14 protein-coding genes are annotated in these 17713 nt (G+C 51.9%); 4 read left to right on the forward strand and 10 right to left on the reverse strand.

Annotation, left to right across the window (positions count from 1 at the left end):
- Positions 1-45: 45 nt before the first annotated feature.
- Positions 46-996 (reverse strand): LysR family transcriptional regulator, encoded by a 951-nt coding sequence (locus tag ACO0LM_RS16840; protein WP_423038474.1) that lies wholly within the window; start codon positions 994-996, stop codon positions 46-48.
- 126 nt (positions 997-1122) lie between these two features.
- Here ACO0LM_RS16840 and ACO0LM_RS16845 point away from each other — a divergent pair, with 126 nt between their 5' ends.
- Genes ACO0LM_RS16845 through ACO0LM_RS16855 form a run of 3 tightly spaced genes read left to right on the forward strand, consistent with a single transcriptional unit; the run spans position 1123 to position 4100 of the window.
- Positions 1123-2421 (forward strand): CitMHS family transporter, encoded by a 1299-nt coding sequence (locus ACO0LM_RS16845; protein ID WP_423038407.1) that lies wholly within the window; start codon positions 1123-1125, stop codon positions 2419-2421.
- A 28-nt stretch (positions 2422-2449) separates the two neighbouring features.
- The gene (locus tag ACO0LM_RS16850) at positions 2450-3790 is read left to right on the forward strand and encodes an acyclic terpene utilization AtuA family protein (RefSeq protein ID WP_423038408.1); all 1341 of its coding nucleotides are present in this window, start codon (positions 2450-2452) and stop codon (positions 3788-3790) included.
- A 1-nt stretch (position 3791) separates the two neighbouring features.
- A complete protein-coding gene (locus ACO0LM_RS16855) occupies positions 3792-4100 on the forward strand; it encodes an AtuA-related protein (RefSeq protein ID WP_423038409.1) in 309 nt (102 codons plus the stop codon).
- A 163-nt stretch (positions 4101-4263) separates the two neighbouring features.
- Here ACO0LM_RS16855 and ACO0LM_RS16860 read toward each other — a convergent pair whose 3' ends face one another.
- From ACO0LM_RS16860 to ACO0LM_RS16885, 6 genes are all read right to left on the reverse strand, one after another.
- The gene (locus ACO0LM_RS16860; protein WP_423038410.1) at positions 4264-7437 is read right to left on the reverse strand and encodes an efflux RND transporter permease subunit; all 3174 of its coding nucleotides are present in this window, start codon (positions 7435-7437) and stop codon (positions 4264-4266) included.
- Positions 7434-8990: an efflux RND transporter periplasmic adaptor subunit gene (locus tag ACO0LM_RS16865; RefSeq protein WP_423038411.1), complete on the reverse strand. Its 1557-nt coding sequence runs from the start codon at positions 8988-8990 to the stop codon at positions 7434-7436. The genes ACO0LM_RS16860 and ACO0LM_RS16865 overlap by 4 nt, the downstream gene beginning before the upstream one ends.
- Entirely contained in the window at positions 8987-10291 is a 1305-nt protein-coding gene (locus ACO0LM_RS16870; RefSeq protein WP_423038412.1) for a TolC family protein, read from the reverse strand. Before ACO0LM_RS16870 ends, ACO0LM_RS16865 begins: the two co-directional genes overlap by 4 nt.
- Positions 10292-10363: 72 nt before the next feature.
- Positions 10364-10777 carry a hypothetical protein gene (locus ACO0LM_RS16875; RefSeq protein WP_423038413.1) on the reverse strand — a complete coding sequence of 138 codons (414 nt, stop codon included), beginning with the start codon at positions 10775-10777 and terminating at the stop codon, positions 10364-10366.
- A 120-nt stretch (positions 10778-10897) separates the two neighbouring features.
- Positions 10898-11809 carry an arginase gene (rocF, locus tag ACO0LM_RS16880; protein ID WP_422988637.1) on the reverse strand — a complete coding sequence of 304 codons (912 nt, stop codon included), beginning with the start codon at positions 11807-11809 and terminating at the stop codon, positions 10898-10900.
- Between the two features lie 32 nt (positions 11810-11841).
- Positions 11842-12915, reverse strand: a complete 1074-nt coding sequence (locus tag ACO0LM_RS16885; RefSeq protein WP_423038414.1) for an ornithine cyclodeaminase — start codon at positions 12913-12915, stop codon at positions 11842-11844.
- 425 nt (positions 12916-13340) lie between these two features.
- On the opposite strand from ACO0LM_RS16885, the gene ACO0LM_RS16890 reads away from it, so the two are divergent.
- Complete coding sequence (locus tag ACO0LM_RS16890) at positions 13341-13796, forward strand: Lrp/AsnC family transcriptional regulator (RefSeq protein WP_422988633.1); 456 nt, start codon at positions 13341-13343, stop codon at positions 13794-13796.
- Positions 13797-13839: 43 nt separating this feature from the next.
- On the opposite strand, the gene ACO0LM_RS16895 is transcribed toward ACO0LM_RS16890, so the two are convergent.
- The 3 genes from ACO0LM_RS16895 to ACO0LM_RS16905 form a co-directional block, all read right to left on the reverse strand.
- Entirely contained in the window at positions 13840-14952 is a 1113-nt protein-coding gene (locus ACO0LM_RS16895; RefSeq protein WP_423038415.1) for an HD-GYP domain-containing protein, read from the reverse strand.
- Between the two features lie 490 nt (positions 14953-15442).
- A complete protein-coding gene (locus tag ACO0LM_RS16900) occupies positions 15443-17089 on the reverse strand; it encodes an S-layer protein (protein ID WP_423038416.1) in 1647 nt (548 codons plus the stop codon).
- Positions 17090-17448: 359 nt separating this feature from the next.
- A complete protein-coding gene (locus ACO0LM_RS16905) occupies positions 17449-17661 on the reverse strand; it encodes a hypothetical protein (RefSeq protein ID WP_422988627.1) in 213 nt (70 codons plus the stop codon).
- Positions 17662-17713: the final 52 nt, after the last annotated feature.

Genomic DNA, 17713 nt, shown 5'->3' on the forward strand with positions numbered 1-17713 from the left:
ATCATGTCCCGCGAATCGATGGTGAAGCTCAGGAAGACCGGAAAGTCATGGAAATATGTGGATGGCCGATTCTGCACCTCTTCGATGCCAACTTGAAGTCCCGACGGATTTCAGTCGAAGCTCAATCAAATCCAGCATACCTTTGGTCGCAATTGAAAGCGAGCGGTCCTTTTGTTTGACAATCAGAATCGGGCGCACCAATTGCCTGGCTTCAACCGGTATGGCAACCAGATTAAGGCTTCTGAACTGAAATAACGTCAATTCCGGTACGAGGCTCACTCCTAACCCATGCTCGATCAAGCCTGCGACCGTGGCGAGATGCTCAACTTCAAGACCGGTATGAGTGACTGCAACCCCTCGCGTGAGCAGATCAACATGCTGGCGTACGCTGGTCGATTTGGCCAAATGGATCAATTCACAACCCGCCAACTCCGTCAACTTGATGCGGCGGCGCTTTGCCAGTGGGTGATCGCGGCGGCAAACGAGATAGAACGGATCGCTACACAGTGTCCTGGTGTCGAATTCAGAGAGATTCACACCCGGCGCAGTCAGCGCAAAATCCACTTTCCCTTCGCGCAGTAAGCCCAGGCATTTGTCTGAAAGTGCATCGAACAGTTGCACTGTAATGCCGGGGAACTGCGTCTTGTACTCTGCAATGACACCAGGTAAGCCGTTTGCCGCCAGCGATGGCAGCGCTGCAATCGAGACCCTTCCTTTGCGGCGGGCGATGTAATCCGCCATATTGCTTAGTGCGGCATCTATGTCGGACACCAGCGCACGGGCCACTTCGACAAACAATTCGCCTTCCGGCGTCAAGGTAACGTTGCGCGTATCGCGCTCGACTAGTTGCACGGCAACCGCCGCTTCCAGCTTTTGAATTACGGTACTAAACGCCGATTGTGATAAATGGCAGCGCTCAGCAGCGCGCGTAAAGTGCTTGACCTCCGCAAGGGCAAGAAAGGCATGAAGTAGTTTTGTCGAAATATTGGCTTGCATAATTAATTGAAAAATCAGGTTAATTAATTGCAAAAATCAATTTTACTATATAAATGGCTTGGGCCAGAATCGTTGTATTGACTACACAGATAGTCATCGTCAATTTTTAATATAACGGAGACAAACATGCTGGCACTGCTCGGTTTCATCACGATCGCAGTCTTACTCGCGGTCATCCTCACCAAAAAGATGTCACCTTTAGTGGCACTTATTGCGATTCCGATTATTGCTGCATTGGTCGGCGGATTCGGTCTTGGGACATCCAAATTTATCATTGCTGGGATTACCAATATAGCGCCGGTGGCAGGCATGTTCGTGTTTGCGATTTTGTTTTTCGGGATCGTCACCGACGCGGGTATGCTCGATCCTGTTATCAGCGGTATATTGCGCGTCGTCGGAAGCCGCCCGACGCGAATCGTGCCCGGCACTGCCTTGCTGGCGCTGTTGATCCATCTTGACGGTTCTGGCGCAGTGACATTTCTCGTGACAATCCCCGCCATGCTTCCACTGTACACCCGGCTTGGCATTGACAAGCGCATTCTGGCATGCGTTGCGTCGCTTGCAGCTGGTGTTAACTTTCTGCCCTGGACAGGACCGGTGATCCGTGCCTCGGCTGCGCTTCATATTCCGGTAAGCGAAATCTTTACGCCTTTGATCCCGATTCAGTTGATCGGTCTGGCTTATGTCTTTGGAGTCTCGTATTGGCTGGGACGGAAAGAAGAAATCCGGCTTGGCTTGACCAAGGGGGCACCTGTCGGCTTCGTTCACATGCAAGAACTGACTGAATTAGAAAAACAGATTCGCCGACCCAAAAATTTCTGGATCAACATTGCGCTGACAGTCGCGGTCCTTGGTGTAATGATTAGCGGCAAGGTAGATCCGGTTGTAATGTTCATGATTGGTGTCGTTTTGGCGTTGATAATTAACTACCCTAATGTCGACATGCAGCGGGCACGTGTTGATGCCCATGCGAAAGCTGCCCTCCTGATGGCCAGCATTTTGTTTGCCGCAGGTGTCTTTACCGGCATCATGACCAAGTCGGGCATGCTTACCGCCATGGCGAAGACAGCTGTTGGTTTTGTGCCGCCAGAGATGGCGGTGCATATCCCCGTCGCATTGGGGTTTTTATCGATGCCTCTGTCCTTGTTATTTGACCCGGATTCGTTCTACTTTGGTGTGCTGCCAGTCATCGCCGAAGTCGGACATCTATTGGGCGTACCGTCGATTCAGGTTGGACAAGCCGCACTGCTTGGACAAATGACCACTGGGTTTCCCGTCAGCCCACTGACACCGGCCACTTTTCTGGTTGCCGGTTTGGCCGGCATTGATTTGGCCGATCACCAGAAATATACATTCAAGTACCTGTTTGGCGCATCAATCGTGATGACCATTGCCTGCGTTACCTTCGGCATTTTCCCGCTTTGATGTCATTCGAAACTGAAAGAAAAAGACCATGAAAAAAAACATACGCATTGGGGCTGGTGCGGGCTACTCGGGCGATCGTATTGAGCCAGCAATCGAATTAGCTGAAAAAGGGGAAATCGACTATCTGATTTTTGAATGCCTGGCCGAACGTACCATTGCCCTCGCTCAGCAATTGAAGATGAAAGATTCGACGCTTGGCTATGATCCTTTGCTCGCGGACAGGATGCATGCAGTTTTACGCATCTGCAATGAAAAAGGCATCAAGATCATTACCAATATGGGTGCTGCAAATCCGCTTGCGGCCGTGGAAAAAATCAAGGAAATCGCCAGAACGCTAGGCTTGGAAAAACTGAAAATAGCAGCCGTTTCCGGCGATGATGTCCTGACCGTTGTACAAGATGGAAACTATCTCGACGATACTGGATCGCTTGTAACAGAATTGGGGAGCAGGTTGCTGTCAGCGAATGCCTATCTTGGTGCGCAACCTCTTGTGGATGCACTGGCTCAAGGTGCAGATGTGATCGTGACAGGACGCGTGGCGGATCCTGCCTTGGTGCTCGCACCGCTCATCCATGCATTTGGTTGGCCGATGGACGACTGGCACCGCCTTGGCCAAGGCACACTGGTGGGGCATTTGCTGGAGTGCGCAGGACAGATTACCGGTGGATATTTTGCCGATCCTGGTTACAAGGACGTCGCCAATCTGGCGCGGTTGGGCTTTCCAATTGGCGAAGTCTCTGAAGATGGCAGTGTCATCATTACCAAGGTCGCTGGTTCGGGCGGTAGCGTCACGGCAGCCACTTGCAAGGAACAATTGCTATATGAAATTCATGACCCGGCTGCCTATCTCACTCCTGACGTAGTAGCGGATTTTTCCGGTGTAACTATCACCGAAATTGGCAGGGACCGTGTTGCCATTCGAGGGGCGACAGGTCATCCAAAAACAGGCATGTTGAAAGTATCGATTGGTTATGTCGATAGCTATATCGGCGAAGGTCAAATGTCATATGCCGGCCCGGGTGCATTGGCGCGTGCCCGGCTGGCACTAGACATTGTTGCCGAACGTCTGAAAATTGCAGACGTGAAAGTCGGGGAAATTCGTTACGATCTGATAGGTGTCAATGCAATCCACGGCTCCGCATTGAGTGCCTCGAATCCAGAACCCTATGAAGTTCGCATTCGCGTTGCTGGTCGGACCAGCACGATGAAAGAAGCTGTACGAATAGGTAATGAAGTCGAGACGCTTTACACATGTGGGCCTGCAGGTGGTGGTGGTGCGACAAAATCGGCCAAAGATGTGGTCGCCGTTCGGTCGACTTTATTGCCGCACGCCTTGGTGCCGACTACTGTTCATTATGAGGAAATCTAACATGTTAATTCGTGAGATCGCGCATTCTCGCGCTGGTGATAAGGGAGACATTTCAAATCTTTCCGTTATAGTATATGACATCAAAGACTACAGGCACCTGGAAAAATACCTGACAGCAGAATGTGTGAAGACGCACCTATCTGATGTTGTGTTGGGGGATGTGGTGCGCCATACGCTTCCCGGGCTCGGGGCGATGAATTTTGTATTACAAAAGGCGCTTGGTGGGGGCGTCACACGTTCACTTGCTCTCGACGCACACGGAAAATGTTTGGGCTCGGCTTTGTTGAACATCACGATACCAGATGCCTGACGTTGAGATGGCGCATCGCGGTCCATGGGTTCGCCATGTTGAAATGATGCGACTCGCCAACGGATTTCTGGTCAATGAGTGTCAAGGATGGCATCAGATTATGGACTCTATAGCTTGGTTAATTTCTGGTGGGATAACTGGAGGCATAATGGTCAGGGATAGCTTAAACCTGCTCACGGATCACCGTATGCACTTCTTTTTCCAAATGATTGCAGCGAAATTGTCTTCGGTGTAACAGAAAATACACTGCTGGCACCACAAACATTGATAGCAGTGGCGCGGTGATCATACCGCCAATCATGGGAGCAGCAATTCGTTTCATCACTTCTGAGCCGGTACCAGATCCGAGCATGATAGGAACCAGGCCGGCGATAATGACGGTCACAGTCATCGCTTTTGGCCGTACCCGTAGTACTGCACCTTCACGAATGGCATCCAGTAGATTTTGCTCGTCAACTTTTCCTGCTTTGAGTCTGTCATCCCAGGCATGTTTCAGGTACAGCAGCATGATGACACCGAATTCAGCAGACACACCTGCCAGGGCGATGAAACCGACACCGCTGGCGACGGACAGATTATGGCCCAGCGCCCATAGCAACCAGATCCCGCCCGCCATGGCAAATGGCAAGGTGGCCATGATCAGTACTGCTTCATCGACACGTTTGAAGGTCATGTACAACAATACAAAGATGATCAGCAAGGTTGCTGGAACGACGATTTTCAGTTTTGCTGCCGCACGTTCCAGGTACTCAAACTGACCAGACCAGGCAATCGAATAGCCGGCTGGTAACTTCACTTCCCTCGCCACGACTTCTTGCATTTCATGGACTGCCGAGCTGAGGTCGCGATCCCGGATGTCGACATATACCCACCCCGACAAACGCGCATTCTCGCTCTTTAACATGGGCGGTCCGTCGTTGATACGAATATCAGCAACATCACCCAGACGGATTTGCGCGCCACGTTCGGTCAGTACCGGTAACTGGCGCAACTTCTCGACCGAATCACGCAGCTCTCTTGGATAACGGACATTGATGGGAAAGCGTTGCAAGCCTTCTGTCGTTTCACCAATATTGTCACCACCAATGGCGGCGGAAACGATGCTCTGCACATCGGCGATGTTGAGACCGTAACGTGCTGCGGCGTCCCGGTTGATATCAATATCGATGTAGCGCCCCCCGTTCAGTCTTTCGGCCAGGGCTGATGACACGCCGGGCAGGTTTTTGATGACACCTTCAATATCGCTGGTAATCCTGTCTATTTCTTGCAGGCTGGTTCCAGCCACTTTAATACCAACAGGGCTCTTGATACCCGTCGCCAGCATGTCTATACGGTTCCTGATGGGCGGTACCCAGATATTGGATAAGCCAGGAACCTTGACTACGCGGTCGAGTTCTTTCACCAGCTTATCGGTAGTCATGCCCGGACGCCATTGGTCTTTGGGCTGGAATTGAATTGTCGTCTCGAACATTTCCAGGGGGGCAGGGTCGGTCGCTGTTTCGGCGCGGCCAGCTTTGCCGAATACGCTTTTGACTTCCGGAACAGTCTTGATCAGGCGATCTGTCTGTTGGAGCAATTCTGCAACTTTACCCGCACCAGCACCTGGTAAGGCGGACGGCATGTAGAGCAAGTCACCTTCATCAAGTGGCGGCATGAATTCGCCACCCAAACGTGTCAGAGGCCAGACCGTAAAGACGGCTATCAGCGTTGCAAGCACTAATGTCCGTTTAGGGAAACGCAGTACGACATCAAGCAGGGGACGATACAAAGCGATCAGGAATCGATTCAAGGGGTTCTTGTGTTCATCAGGAATCTTTCCACGTATAAGATAACCCATCAACACAGGAATCAAGGTTACGGCCAAACCTGCGGCAGCCGCCATGGCATAGGTTTTAGTGAAAGCCAGGGGCGAGAATAGTCGCCCTTCCTGTGCTTCCAGCGTAAAGACGGGAATAAAGGACAGGACAATAATCAGCAAAGAGAAAAACAGGGCTGGCCCTACTTCGGCAGCAGCATCGCCGACCACCCGCCAATGCGCTTCTCCCTGAAGTTTTTCATCTGGATGGCTATGATTCCATGCCTCAATGTGTTTGTGCGCGTTCTCTATCATTACCACGGCAGCATCAACCATCGCTCCAACGGCAATCGCGATGCCTCCCAATGACATGATATTGGCATTCACGCCCTGATAATACATGATGATAAAGGCGATCAAGATACCAATTGGCAGAGTGACGATGGCGACTACGGCTGAACGGAAATGAAACAAGAAGACAGCGCATACGATGGCCACCACAATGAATTCTTCTATCAATTTCTCTTCCAGGTTTTTTACCGCGCGATGGATGAGTTTGGAGCGATCATACGTCGTGACGACTTCCACACCTGGAGGCAGGCCGGCTTTCAGTGTCTCCAGCCGGGCTTTGACGGCAGTGATGGTTTCCAGTGCATTCTTGCCAGATCGCATGATGATGACACCACCAGCCACTTCGCCTTCACCGTTCAGGTCTGCAATACCGCGTCGCATTTCAGGCCCGACCTGGATACGTGCCACATCGCCCAGACGCACAGATACACCGGCATCTGTCGTCATCAAAGGTATCTTGCGAAAATCATCCAGTGACTTCAGATAGCCAGAGGCGCGCACCATATATTCGGCTTCACCCAGCTCCAGTACTGAACCGCCACTTTCCTGATTGGCTTTTTGTACTGCTTCGATGATTTTTCCGTGCGGTATGTTGTAGGCACGCATTTTTTCGGGGTCAAGCTGGACCTGATATTGACGCACCATGCCACCGATGCTGGCCACTTCGGACACGTTGGGGACGGATTTCAATTCATACTTCAAGAACCAGTCCTGCAAGGCCCGTAACTGTGACAAGTCCATCTTGCCACTGCGATCCACCAGTGCATATTCATAGACCCAGCCGACCCCGGTTGCGTCGGGGCCGAGCGAGGCTTTGGCTTGTGGTGGCAAGCGTGACTGCACCTGATTCAGGTATTCCAGCACGCGAGAACGGGCCCAGTAGAGGTCGGTACCATCTTCAAACAACACATAGACAAAGGAATCACCAAAGAAAGAATAGCCGCGTACCGTCTTGGCACCGGGTACCGACAGCATGGTGGTGGTCAATGGATAAGTGATTTGATTTTCGACGATTTGTGGTGCCTGGCCAGGATAGCTGGTGCGGATAATCACCTGCACGTCCGACAGATCCGGAATGGCATCCAAAGGCGTGCGAGAAAGTGACCAGCTACCCCAGGCTGTGATAATGAGCGTGGCCAGCAAGACCAGGAAGCGATTGGTAATCGACCAGCGTATCAGTTTGGCGATCATTTTTTTGCTCCTGCCGTTGGTGAAACGGAGACAATCTGGTAGCGTCCGTCCTGCACCTGGCGTATTTCAAAATTCACCGTGTCACCGACTTCAACATTCCGTGGCAAACCGCTGGCGGATAGCTTGAAGCTCATCGTCATCGCATCCCATCGCAGGCTGGCGATAGGGCCGTGCGATAGCGTGATTTCATCCTTATCTATTTTTTCGACTTTGCCACTACCATGATGCGTGATGCCGGCAGTTTTGCTCATGTCTGCTGTATTGGTTGCCGGTGCGACACCCATGCGCGTGGTGCTGGCTTTTAAGCTGGCCTCGGAATCGATCAGGAACTGGCCGGAAATTACCACTTTTTGTCCGGCTTCCAATCCCTTGCGGATTTCAGTCTGACCACTTGCCTCTGCACCGGTTTCAACATCAACAGGTTTGAATTGGCCATCGCCCTGGGCCAGCATCACCACATGGCGTGTTCCGGTTGCAATCACCGCTTCAGACGGTACCAGCAACACATCCTTGTGTAGTCCAGAATTAAAGTTGAGCGTGGCAAACATGCCGGGTACCAATGCGCCATTGGGGTTAGTCAGTTCTATGCGTGCCTTCAGGGTGCGGGTAGCGGTGTCGACTTGTGGCAGGATGGCGCTGACCTTGCCCTGGAAAGTCACGCCAGCCAGAGATGGTGTGCGTGCTTCCACGCTATTGCCCGGATGCACCTGGGCGGCCATATTCTCGGGTATGTCAGCATTGACCCAGATCGTGGCCAGACCGTTGATACGGAATAAAGGCGCACCTGTTGCCACCGTCATGCCTTCGCGCGCAGTCAATTCCGAGACCACTCCTCTGACTGGTGCGGTAATGGTGATGCGCGGGCGCACTTTACCACCACTGGTCACCTGACGGATCTGCTCATCATTCATGCCGGCGAGACGCATGCGCTGTTGGGCAGCCTCTTGCAAATCTGCGATACCGGCAGTTTGCATGCGGCTTGCGGTCAGGTATTCTTCCTGCGCTGCCACCCAGTCAGGGACATACAATTCTGCCAGTGGCTGGCCCTTCCTGACTGTATCCAGGGGCGCACGCACATAGAGTTTTTCGATAAAACCATTGCTGCGGGCCTGCACCAGGGCGACATCACGCTCATTGTAGGCAAGGGTACCGACAGTGGTCACAGGAGTAGACAAATTGCCTTTGCTGACCTCGGCGGTACGGACGCCTAAATTCTGTTGTACGCGCGGGCTGATGCTGACGCTGCCTTCATTTCTACTATTAGTACCGTCGGCACCATCGGCACTATCAGCACCGTCGGCATACACCGGCACCAGTTGCATATCCATGAAGGGTGATTTACCTGGCTTGTCAAATTTTTGACCTGGTGCCATGGGGTCATGCCAGTACAAGACCTTTTTGCCGCTGCTACTGTTTTTCGGCATTTCTGCGCCGCCTGCTGTTTTGGGTGAGGCTTGTATTCCCTGCCGCAGACCCAATTGATATAGCCCGTAGCCACTGATGGCGAAAGCACTGGCAAGGGCAAGGGTGAGGATGACTCTTTTATTTTTCATGGCATATCCTTGTTCACGACATCAGCAGGAGTCAGGAAATTCAGTTGCGCCCACAGACGCGCAGCATCGGCTTGCAATTGCAGTGTTTGCAGACGGGTGTCGAGTTCATTGCGACGGGCTGCCAATACATCAATGAGACTGGACTTGCCACCGCGGTAGGCGGCCATCACAGCCTGACTGCGTTCCCTGGCCAAGGGGATCAGTTCATGCTCGTAGCGAGTGGCGCGCTCGCGATTGCTTTGCCATTCGGTAATCATGATTTGGGCTTCGGCAATATGGGCTCTCAGCATGTCGTCACGTTCAGCCCTGGACTGTTCCAGCATGGCCAGTTTGGACGACAGTTCACGTTCTTGCCGGTTCTTTTGGTCCCATTGAAAAGGCAGGGACAGGCCTATGGATACCATATTCGAATAGGCCGGCCCGCGCTGCTGGAATGCCACCTCCACTGTCCAGTCGGTTTTTTTATTAGCTACAGCCAGCCTGGTATCAAGCTCGGCAATTTCTGTTTGCCGGTTCAAAATGGCGATCTGTGGGTGATGTGCCAGTGAAGTCTCCAGCGACATCTGGTCCAGCCTGATACTGTCGATATCGGGTTTTCCAGCTAAGGCGATATCGGATGTGTCACCGGTCCAGCGAGCTAATGTGGTCCTGGCATTTTTTAGTTTTTTTTGAAATTCGCTGGTGCGATCATCCGCCATGGCGAGTGCGCTGCGTGCACTAAATACATCAGCCTGGCTGCTGCGGCCTCCGCGATAAGCGGCTTGTGTGGCTTCGATTTCCAGTTTTGCCTGTTGGATCTGCTCAACCGCCACGGCCAGCATTTGTTCGGCATAATAACGATCCAGCCAGGCGATTGCTGTCTCGCGCTGGATGGCGGCGATGGTTGTGGTTTTCTCTGCCAGGGCCTTGTCGGCGGCACGATCATAGCGTTCGGTGCGCAGTTGTCGTTTGTCTGCCCGCGTGATTTCCTGCATGACGCCGACACGACGCATGGTCATGAAATCGCTGGTGAGGCTGCCACGGTCAGTGCCACTGACTGGCAGGTTATCGACGCCGACTTTCAATATTGGATCTGGCAACTGACCAGCAGCGACGGCCATTTCGCGCGCAGCAGTGACTGCCTGGTCTTGCGCACTGAGCTGGCGCGAGCGTGCCACCGCCAGTTGTTGCGCCTGCCCCAGCGTCAGAGGAAAATCCAGCGCCAGAGCAGTAAATGAAGATAAAGCCAGCAGGCCTGCAAGTACGGCAACGCGAATAGGATGTGGCCGCCCACCACGTGGGGCGATGACAGGAAATAACATGGAAACTCCAGACAGCAATAAATAACAGGGCACGCTGGAAAGCGTGGCAGTCAGAAAAGCCTGTCTGGAAATTTAAATACGGAAACAGCAGTTGCGTATGGAAATGGGGGGCGCTGTCTGATGCCGTAACAAGCGGGAAGCAGGTGCTGTTTGCGGCACGGTCGCCGTAAAATCTGCGGTCCTTATCACCAGCACTATGCCTGCTGGTGTAAATGCCTGCACGTCAGGTATGGATGGCTTGTCGAGAGACTGCTTGCTCCATTCGTTCTGGGCATGGGCATGGCAAAGACCGGGCTGTTCCTTGTCCATTCTTTCGCAGCCTGGCATCGGTGCATTGTCAGTGGACAGGGATACCTGAGCGCTATCCTGACCACCTCCCGTCGTCATGCCCGGACAGGCATACGAAGCCAGGGCAAGCTGCATGAACAGCATGCTGAACAGGGCAATGAACACTGCTGCCAGGCGGGATGGACGGGATAGTTTCATGGAAACGTCATATTTTCAGTCTATGCATCATAAGGAGGAAGGCTTTTTGCGTCAAGTTAAGTCAGTATGCACTTGAGCTATGTCATGCTTGCGCTGAAAAACCTTACAGGCTGCTGACGGTCACATCCTGACCAGCGTAGATTTGCCAAACAGGCTTTCGATCAAATCCACGGCCAGTACGGCGGTCTGGTTGCGGATGTCGAGTGCCGGGTTCAGTTCTACCACGTCCAGCGATGCCAGCAAGCCGGTATCGGCCACCATTTCCATGCACAACTGGGCTTCGCGATAGCTGGGGCCACCCAATACGGCGGTGCCGACGCCGGGGGCGATGCCGGGGTCGAGGCAGTCGAGGTCGAAGCTCACATGCAGATGGGTATTGCTGTCGAGATTCGCCAGGGCTGAGGACATGACATTGCGCATGCCATATTCATCGATATAGCGCATGTCGAATACCTGCATGCCCATTTCGTGGATGAAGCGTCGTTCACCATCATCCACACTGCGTATGCCTATCAGGCGGATGTCGGCAGCTTGTATGGCCGGTGTATGGCCGCCATAGTTGATCAATTCTTTCGGGCCGTGGCCCATCAGGCAGGCGACTGGCATGCCGTGGATATTGCCGGTGGGGCTGATGGTGGACAGATTGCTGTCGGCATGAGCGTCAAACCACAATACGCGCAGTTTTTTACCAACGCGGCGGCAGTGGGCCGCCACCGCGCTGATAGAACCTATCGCCAGACAATGATCACCACCCAGCATCATGGGCATGTGGCCATCACGCAAGGCCTGGTCAACGGCGTCATACACCGCCTGATTCCAGTCTATGGCTTCTTTCAGGTGACGCAGACCATTGACCGCTTGTTCCCAGGGGTTGGCAGGACCATGCAGATTGCCATGGTCGATGACTTTTAATTGACGCGCTGCCAGTGCCTCGTTCAGGCCGGCCACACGCAATGCGTCGGGCCCCATGCCCGCGCCTCTGACGCTTGCGCCTACATCGGTTGGCGCTCCTATCAAGGAAATGGTTTTCATTCGCTGGTTTCGTTCTTGCTGTAATGCCTGGATCAGGCGTTTATCGGTACGGCAAATGCAGTTGTGCTGCGGGCCGGATTAGACATTGTATTACCAGCCATTCCCATGCCAAACAAATCTTTTGGATTCATCATTTCAGGTATCAAATCCAGTACAGGTGAATTGGCGTGCATCACATATTTTTCCAGATACCGCATGGCAGAAAAATCTTCCAACGCAAAACCAACAGAATCAAATACCGTGATCTGTTCTGCGTGCGTGCGACCAGATGCCTTGCCTGCCAGAATAGTCCATAATTCTGTCACCTGGAAATCTGCCGGCATCTGTTGCAATTCACCTTCTATTCTGGATTGTGGTTCATATTCAACCACGACATGGGCCCGATGCAAAATGTCGGCATGCAATTCAGTTTTGCCGGGGCAATCGCCACCAACGCCATTGATGTGCATGCCAGGTTCTATCATTTCTGGTGTCAGTATGATGGCATTGGTTTTGTCTGCCGTGACTGTGGTCACGATATCCGCACCTTTGACTGCTTCGGCAGTGGAACTGGCGCGTATCACCCGCAATTCAGGATACATGCGCAAATTATGGATTAATTTGTCGGTTGCTGCAGGGTCTATGTCATACACACGCAACTCTTTGATGCCCAGCATGGCATGGAAGGCGATTGCCTGGAATTCACTTTGGGCACCATTGCCGATCAAGGCCATGCTGCGGCTGTCTGGTCTGGCCATATAGGTGGCTGCCAGGGCCGAGGTGGCTGCCGTGCGGATGGCGGTGGTCAGTGTCAGTTCAGACAGCAAGCGAGGGTAGCCGGTATTGACATCTGCCAGCACGCCAAAGGCGGTGACCGTCAGCAGGCCAGCCTGGGTGTTCTTGGGATGGCCGTTCACATATTTGAATGAATACTGCACCCCATCGGAAATCGGCATCAATTCGATGACGCCAACTTCAGAGTGGTTGGCCACCCGTGCTGATTTGTCAAACGCCTGCCAGCGCAAATAATCTTCCTTGATCATGTCAGCCAGACGCGCAATCGCATCTTCCAGCCGGGTTTTCTTCAAGTGGTTTTGCAGTTCTTTTGTGCCGATGAAGGTCACCATGATGTTCTCCGTGTATTTTCTAAGGACTTACCGGAACACATATTGAGAGGCTATTGCGAAATCACCCTGGTCTTCCTGATGTTGCGAGATTTCAGATGTGCGCCGGCTTGAAAGTAGACAAATAAGCAGACATATAAGCAGGCAAATACCCTGAAAATCCACCAGACCCATTTCGCATCAGGCTCTTGTGCACCTGTTGTGCTATGTATTCTGTATCCATTGTAGCCAGCGACAGCTAGAATTAGATTGCTAAATAGGATGATAATTTCATATAAATAGAAATTTAATTTCTTATTTATGAAAATTATGTGTTTAAATTTCTTATTTATAGTAATTGATAAAATATCCTGAAAATACGCATTGACTGATAGGCTCTGACCGCAGCAGAATCGGTGCCTGGAATCCTGGATGAAAAGGGGAAGCAAATGGACGTGTATGACCGCAACATCCTGCGTCATCTTCAGCAAGATGGCCGCATGAGCAATCTGAGCCTGGCTGAGCGCATACATCTGTCGGCACCACAGACATTGCGGCGTGTCAGGACGCTGGAAGAAAAAGGCGTGATACGCGCCTATGTTGCGCAGGTGGCACCTGAAGCCTTGGGCCTGGGGGTCATGGCATTTGTGAACCTGTCATTGGACCGTGAACAGTTTCGCAATGTGCGCGAGGTGGAGCGTCAGTTGAAGGCCTTCCCCGAAATCATAGAATGTCACACCATTTCGGGTGATTTTGATTACATTCTGAAAGTGGTGGCCTGTGACTTGAAGAGTTTGTCGCAGTTTTTGACCGACACCCTGATGCAGGTGCCGGGTGTGGCATCCTTAAGGTCGATGATTTGCATGGAAGAAATCAAACCGGTCAGTGGTTTGCCCATAGAGTAAGCACGCACCTGCTGCAGCGGGATTGAGGTAATCCCGGTCACGTTCAGACGCGGGCGATATCACCCCATAGATGACGCATGGTAAATTTAACCGGTACCTGCTCACGATACATGACTTCACGAATGGCGATTTTTTGCGTATCCCGCTTGAGTGGCACCGTCAGCGCCACCCCGCGCGGCCCCAACAAGGCATGCACAAACGGTGTTGTGGTAGTTGCTCCCTTGGCGCTTACCACGCCCACTTCGCCATTCTCAAGCTTGACGAAAGTACCTATGGGATAGGCACCAAGCTCACGTATAAATACCGCAACCAGCGTGGGATCGATTTTTGATTTTCCTTCTATCAGGATGTCGCGCAGGGCGACATTGGGCAGCATGGATTTGCGATAACTGCGGGGGCAGATGCGGGCACAGTAGCGGTCAGCAACAGAAATAATCTTGGCATTTTGAGGAATATCGACGCCATTTTTTTTACCCGGGTAACCACTGCCATCTTCACTTTCGTGATGATGCAAGACCCAGGATAACCAGTCTTCGTGGTCTATGCCAGCTGCGCGCAACATGCTGACAGCAGCCTCGGGGTGCTGCATGATCAAATCCTTCTCACCTGCAGTCAGTGCCTCGCTCTTGTCTTGCAGGCGTTCTTGTTGACGCAGCATGCCCAGGTTCATGGTCAGTGCTGCGGCTGCCAGCACCAGCATTTCATCCTGTGGTTTTTTTAATGCGCGGGCGATCAATAGTGCCACCATGGCGGTATCGACAGAATGACGTATGCCGTAAGTGTCTTCCTGATTCAGCAAGATGCCACCGAGGGCGATGTCGGGCGACATGAAAACGGCTGAACCTACCTGTCTTGCCAGCGCGAGAATCTGCGCCTGGGCATTTGCTTCAGTATCCAGCTTATACAAGATGCGCCGCAATTCAGTGCGGGCCGAATTGACCATGCGCACTACAGAAGGAGATTCGCTGGCTTTTTCTACTGGTTTGCCCTCGCGCAGGCTAGCATCACTACGCTCGGTATTGGCGAACAGACCACGTTCTATCAGTGAGGCGACCTGGCCAGTGTTACTGACAATAAAACCCTTGCGTAGCAAGAGACTGCCGTCACTGCCATAGACATCCCAAAGCAAGGGCTGCCCTATGATAATGTCAGACATTCCTATGCGCCTTGTTGACATACGTACCTCAGGTGGGGGTAGATGGTGGCCTTTGCAGAAAAGGCAGATGAATGATGCTAGCAGAAAAATCTTGCTTGGCACATTATCAAATGTCAATAAAGCAGTTTTTTATTGCCGCATTGCAATATAAACGCTGTCTTTTATTTAAGAGTCTATATTCACACGCTATCTTCACACGCTACGTTTTGCACCCGCCAGAGCACAGCCAAAGAATACAAAGGTGGCAGCACCGATTTTATTCATGTGCGCGCCTCCTTTTTCTGAAGTCAGCCAGGTTTTTGCCTTGCCTGCGAAAATGGCGTAACTGCTATGTATCAGGACGATCAGTGTGCTGTAAGAACCTGCTTACGATCTGACGCTGATACGGAATTTATCGTCGAGACAATTTTGTATGTTGGGGGAGATGGGCAGGGGACATACAATCGCCTCCCTGCATGTCGCCCTTTGCCCACCATGGATACGAGCAGCCTTAATTCACGCTAACAAAGATGGGGTTGGAATAAAACCATAAACTGGCGTAGTTGCGGTCGTTGATCTGGTTGTGGCGCGTAGGATTGTCCGTGGTCGTGATTTTTGCATCGGCCAAAGGCTCGCCATTGTCCGTCATGTCGGCAACGTTGATACCCAGGTTGGTGCCTCGCAGGCGCAGGTACTGGTTTTTTTGCACGAGCATCTGGTACTTGATGACGTTGTAACCATCGGCATCGGTTTTCCAGTCAGCGCTGGTGAAGCGTTTCAAGACCTTGGTGCTGGGATTGACCGCCACGTTGTAGGCACTGGAATCCGGTGCCGCCTTACTGCCAACATCGCCCACGATCAAGTCCACATGATCCACTTTTGGTGCCTTGTTGCCGGATACGCCACTACCGACCGGAAACTCATAATTATTCTTTGCCGGGCTCTTGAAGCGTATGGTGACATCGACCATGCCGCCGTTAGTCACCTTCAGTTCTTGCCCCATGGTTTTTACATCACTGGTGTTGCTGACATTGTTGACGGTGAATTCCATGGCATTGATAAGGTCACCAAAGACGCTGAATAGTCTTCCTGACTGCAGACTCTTGATCAATTCATTGACGCCAGCTTTCTTGTCGTTCATCCACACATAGTTTTTGGCATATTCACCGGGGAAGTAACCGCTGCTATTGCCGGCATCGTCGATTTTAAAATGAGAATCAGAATCGGCGATATTCCAGATACGGCGACCTTCACCAAGCAAGGCATCCCAGACGCCGCCCACCTGGGCCACGATGGCATCAACACCCCCGTAGACACGATTGGGCTTATTGGCATCGATATAGCTGGAGGTGTAACCGCCACGATCAGGTTCCATCTGGTTGCCGACCATGCCTTCTATCGAGAACATGATGTTGGGTGCCATGTCGTTCATGGTGCGGAAATCGGCAATCGTGTATTTGCCAGGATTGCGCGAAGGGTGGTTGACGGTGATAAAACTGCTGTCAGGATAATTTTTCTTCAACCACGAGATGGCTTGCAAGGCATCTGCTGCCGTGCTGTTGAAACGTTGCGGATATTTTGTTTTCCACTTGCTGATATCTGCAGCGTCAAATTTGCTGTCTTCCAGTGTGGTGAACAGATATTGAAATTCCTTGGCCGCCGACGTAGACGAAACCAATTTGCCATCAGCTACATCAAAAATACTGACACCCAAATGATCATGCGTGGGCATATCCCATTCAAAACCGGAGAAGATGGTTTTGTCTGCATAGCGACCAGAGGCCTGCAGGGCTTTGATCCTGGGGATTTCATAGGCTTCCATGCCATACGCAAAAGGCACCGGGTTTACCAGCAGGGCGCCGTTATTGTCATATTTTGAAGAGCGCAAGTGATTGGTGATGGCGGTCCAGTCCAGGCCATAGCTGGTAAATGCCTTATCCAGCACCGTATCCAGTGTTTGCGTTGTGCGGGCATCGTCTGACTGTATGGTGTGCACATGCAAGTCACCGGTCGTCCATCCAGCCTGTGAAATGGCAGGCAGGTTCGGGTTTTGTACTTGCGTAGGATTGTCAGACGAACTACCGCAGCCATGCAGTAAAAAGACGGCGGAAGGAACAGCACAAAAAACAGCAATCAAACTCAAAAAACGGGGGCGCATGGGAAATCCTTTTCTCTGATGCATTGAAATTTTCATACACGGAAATTAAATATATTTACCGTATATGAGTGCATTGTAAAAGTTGACTGTGACGCCACAATTACAATCGATTTCATTCAGGAATAAGCATCGCTGGATTTCGAGTGCGTTTTTTTTTGGGGGGGGATGCGTTTTGACTTGGTGCGCGATACACGAATTAATGCGTCATGATCATGACGGACAAGCGTCTATTGCGTGGGAGGATACTTGAGCAGGCTGGACTTTATGCCAATACTGACGATGGGGCCAGTGATGAAATACGAGTCGTGCTTGTCGGCATAAACCATCAGCCATGAGCCACGACTCGTCAAAGGTATAACTTAGTGAGCCTTGGCGAAGCGCAGGGCAAATTTCTTGAAGTTGCGATAGCTGGCGCCCAGGTCTTTCAGTGAATCGAGGGATTCGGCAATGGAGGCACCTTGTTCGCTGAAGTTGCTTTTGAATTCTTCAAATGCCGCTTCCAGCACGACAGCCAGTTGGTGGTTGTACAAACGGCCATAATTCAGATGACGTCTCTTGATGCGTAATTTCATGGTGTTTCCTTTCAGGTGAAGGGCGGATTATAGAGTAATCCCTGCCTATGCT

This window comes from Undibacterium sp. Di26W, assembly GCF_049340265.1.
Lineage (GTDB): Bacteria > Pseudomonadota > Gammaproteobacteria > Burkholderiales > Burkholderiaceae_D > Undibacterium.

Bases quoted from the DNA above. Each gene is read 5' to 3' on its own strand.
- ACO0LM_RS16855 (WP_423038409.1), top strand. From the start codon at position 3,792: ATGTTAATTCGTGAGATCGCGCATTCTCGCGCTGGTGATAAGGGAGAC.
- ACO0LM_RS16900 (WP_423038416.1), bottom strand. From the start codon at position 17,089: ATGCGCCCCCGTTTTTTGAGTTTGATTGCTGTTTTTTGTGCTGTTCCT.
- ACO0LM_RS16845 (WP_423038407.1), top strand. From the start codon at position 1,123: ATGCTGGCACTGCTCGGTTTCATCACGATCGCAGTCTTACTCGCGGTC.
- ACO0LM_RS16860 (WP_423038410.1), bottom strand. From the start codon at position 7,437: ATGATCGCCAAACTGATACGCTGGTCGATTACCAATCGCTTCCTGGTC.
- rocF (WP_422988637.1), bottom strand. From the start codon at position 11,809: ATGAAAACCATTTCCTTGATAGGAGCGCCAACCGATGTAGGCGCAAGC.
- ACO0LM_RS16840 (WP_423038474.1), bottom strand. From the start codon at position 996: ATGCAAGCCAATATTTCGACAAAACTACTTCATGCCTTTCTTGCCCTT.
- ACO0LM_RS16890 (WP_422988633.1), top strand. From the start codon at position 13,341: ATGGACGTGTATGACCGCAACATCCTGCGTCATCTTCAGCAAGATGGC.
- ACO0LM_RS16870 (WP_423038412.1), bottom strand. From the start codon at position 10,291: ATGTTATTTCCTGTCATCGCCCCACGTGGTGGGCGGCCACATCCTATT.
- ACO0LM_RS16875 (WP_423038413.1), bottom strand. From the start codon at position 10,777: ATGAAACTATCCCGTCCATCCCGCCTGGCAGCAGTGTTCATTGCCCTG.
- ACO0LM_RS16865 (WP_423038411.1), bottom strand. From the start codon at position 8,990: ATGAAAAATAAAAGAGTCATCCTCACCCTTGCCCTTGCCAGTGCTTTC.
- ACO0LM_RS16850 (WP_423038408.1), top strand. From the start codon at position 2,450: ATGAAAAAAAACATACGCATTGGGGCTGGTGCGGGCTACTCGGGCGAT.
- ACO0LM_RS16905 (WP_422988627.1), bottom strand. From the start codon at position 17,661: ATGAAATTACGCATCAAGAGACGTCATCTGAATTATGGCCGTTTGTAC.
- ACO0LM_RS16895 (WP_423038415.1), bottom strand. From the start codon at position 14,952: ATGTCTGACATTATCATAGGGCAGCCCTTGCTTTGGGATGTCTATGGC.
- ACO0LM_RS16885 (WP_423038414.1), bottom strand. From the start codon at position 12,915: ATGGTGACCTTCATCGGCACAAAAGAACTGCAAAACCACTTGAAGAAA.